We start from the raw sequence: 2,372 nt of genomic DNA on the forward strand, positions 1-2,372 counted from the left end.
ATGCAACAATGAATTACCTTATGGCTGATAATGTAAAGACAACATATAAGTGCGATCTAAGGTATTGAAGTTGTTGACGGTTTGATATTCCTTATCGAATACATTCATTGCATTTAACTTAACTGACCAGTCGTTATCTATCTGATAAGCCACTCTGAAGTCCACCAGACCATAACCACTTAAACGCGTGTTGTTAGCGGCATCATCATAACGATAATCACTGACTTTCCAGCTGCCGCCAATTAACCAATCACCAAACTGACGATCAACATGCAGATTCGCGAAGCGCTGTGCTCTGCGTGGTAGCTTATTACCCGTTTCTTCATCTTCGGGTGTAAGCACAGTCGCATTGAACTGTACCTGCCAATTCATCAGCGTTGTAGCCAAATCGAACTCAAGACCTTTAATTTTGGCTTCAGCCACATTTTCAGTGGTGGGAAATTGATACACCAGCAAATCACGGATTTTGTTCTGGAAAGCATGAACTCCCCAAGTACCCCAATCCGTGTTGCCTAACAAACCAACGCCATAGTTTTTGGATTTTTCGGCTTCTAAATCGGGATTGCCAACAAAAAAACCAACATCTGGATAATAAAGTTCATTAAATGTTGGGGCTTTAAATGCAGTTCCTACATTCGCCGTAAACTGAAGTGCCTGTGTTAATTGATAGCCCCACTCTGCAGTGCCAGTAGTTTCTTCCCCATAGGCTTCATTATCATCATGACGTGTACTTAATAACCAACTGTGATTACCTGCATGCCCCTGCCAGCTGATAAAAATCGCCTTGTTATCACGTGAGGTTTCATCGTAATCAATCGTGCCCTCAATACGATCGTTATCATAATCCAGCCCAACATTGAGACGTTGCTGTTTTGACAGCATAAAAGTATTAACCAGACTGAAAAACCGATGACGAGTATTGAACGTGCCATCGGCAGTACCATCCGCATAATTATCTGACTCGTCGCGGGATTCAGATAAATTAAAGGACATTAGCCAATTATCCGTGAATTGATAACGTGAATTTACACCCATAACCTGTTGAATATTATCAGCATAAAAATCTTCGGTCAGGGAAAAACTATCATAATGATTTTGTGATTGAGCGCGTAAAAAATTCGCTCCAACACTCCAGTCCTTATTGATATCGTGATCAATTTTTGCTGAAACACTATTATTTCGATAACCATCATGATCCGGATTATCTTCTTCTCTGGCATTAATTCCATTGGTTGATTGATGCGAGAAATTGGCATGATAACGAGTCGTTTCATTACCTCCACTTACGCCCGCACTTGCCTGTTTAGTATTATGACTACCAATATCCACCGAAGCATAGGGAGTTGGATCCTGGTTTTTACCTTGCCGGGTAAATATCTGAATGACGCCACCAATCGCCTCTGAACCATACAAACCAGACCTCGGTCCACGTACGATTTCAATTCGTTCAATCTGATTTACCGGAAAGTCCTGGATGGCAGCCCCTCCTGATGTAGCAGAATGCCATTTAACCCCATCAACTAAAAAAAGCACATGATCTGAATTTGTGCCTCGTAAATAGACACTGCTGTTTTTCCCCAAGCCACCGCTATTTGAAATATCCATACCTGGAAACCGTGACAGTAAGCTGGGCAAATTATTAATCTGCAAACGATCTATATCCGCACGTGTGATAACGGTATTCGGGGCCAATACATTTTCCGTGGGCATACGGTTTGCCGTAATCGTCATTGCATCAAGGGATTCCTGTTCAGCCAGAGCCGTAACAGAGAAGGTGGAAGTAGCCAGTGCCGCCAAAGTCAGTCGTGCACAGACACGCAAAGGCATGGCCTTTGTTGAAGGTTTCATATTGTCTCCTAGGGATACGCTCACCCGCGATCCAGGTTAATAAAGTCACACAACACGATTCGGTTGTGATGAACTTCAGGCCGGTCTCCGGACTCACGTTGTGGCTTGCGCCAGTACATCCGCCTTCCCACGATTAATACGCAGTGGCTGATTGGATGCATTTTCAACGTTTACCGTTGCGGGGGCAGTGTTGGATTTTCACCAACTTCCCGTTTAACTCTGATGGATATCAAAGCACCTGAAGAGGCGCGCATCTTAAATCTCCCATGGCTTATCGTCAAACCTGATAAGGACAATTAATGATTTCCAAATTGACAATATAGCTTGCTAATCCTTATTCTGTCGGCAGTTTCAGGTGTCGCGAAAGTGATGAAACGGGAAGTCGGTGCAGCCAAACATTGGATAAACCCGACACTGCCCCCGCAACGGTAAATGAGTTCAGGTTGAACGTTACGCCACTGTATCTATTACGGGAAGGTGTTCAACCGGTGACAACACCGCTCATGAGTCCGGAGACCGGCCTG

Annotated in this window: 1 protein-coding gene and 2 riboswitches; the gene reads right to left on the reverse strand. The window is 44.0% G+C overall.

Annotation, left to right across the window (positions count from 1 at the left end):
* Window positions 1-18 precede the first annotated feature (18 nt).
* Window positions 19-1,848: a TonB-dependent receptor domain-containing protein gene (locus B3182_RS06505; protein WP_292357608.1), complete on the reverse strand. Its 1,830-nt coding sequence runs from the start codon at window positions 1,846-1,848 to the stop codon at window positions 19-21.
* Between the two features lie 61 nt (window positions 1,849-1,909).
* Window positions 1,910-2,105, reverse strand: a riboswitch (cobalamin riboswitch).
* A 79-nt stretch (window positions 2,106-2,184) separates the two neighbouring features.
* Window positions 2,185-2,372, forward strand: a riboswitch (cobalamin riboswitch).

The organism is Methylophaga sp. UBA4204, from assembly GCF_002379485.1.
Lineage (GTDB): Bacteria > Pseudomonadota > Gammaproteobacteria > Nitrosococcales > Methylophagaceae > Methylophaga.